The organism is Halorubrum sp. Atlit-28R, assembly GCF_003665955.1.
GTDB lineage: Archaea > Halobacteriota > Halobacteria > Halobacteriales > Haloferacaceae > Halorubrum > Halorubrum tropicale.
On the sequence record NZ_QPLS01000159.1, the window covers coordinates 1 to 498 of the forward strand.

General features: G+C 67.1%; 1 protein-coding gene. It reads left to right on the forward strand.

Annotated elements, in window-relative coordinates:
* Nucleotides 1-60: 60 nt before the first annotated feature.
* Nucleotides 61-498, forward strand: a 438-nt coding sequence (locus tag DVK06_RS17320) for an ABC transporter ATP-binding protein (protein WP_199718786.1), incomplete at its 3' end; no start/stop codon positions are given.

Sequence of the window (498 nt, forward strand, 5' to 3'; positions counted from 1 at the left end):
CCTGATCTCCGATTTCCTGTTCAAGGCGTTCAACGCCTGGCTGTTCCCGTGGAAGCTCGCATGACCCTGCTTCGGATCGACCAGGTCTCGCGCACCTTCCCCGCGCGCGGCGGCAATGCGCCGACTCGGGCGCTGGAGCCGTCCACGCTCGATGTCGTCGACAATGACTTCGTCACCATCCTCGGCCCGTCCGGCTGCGGCAAGTCCACGCTGCTCCGGATCATCGCCGGGCTTGACCGGCCGACCAGCGGCCGCGTCACGCTCGACGGCCGCGAGGTCACCGGCCCCGGCGCCGATCGCGGCATGGTGTTTCAGTCCTACACGCTGTTTCCCTGGCTGACCGTGCGGGAGAACATCGCCTTCGGGCTGAAAGACCGGCCGAAAGACGAAGTCGACCAGCGCGTCGACGAACTCCTCGAACTGGTCGACCTAGCTGGGCAGGGCGATAGCTATCCCGATCAGCTCTCGGGGGGCCAACAGCAGCGCGTCGCCCTCGCG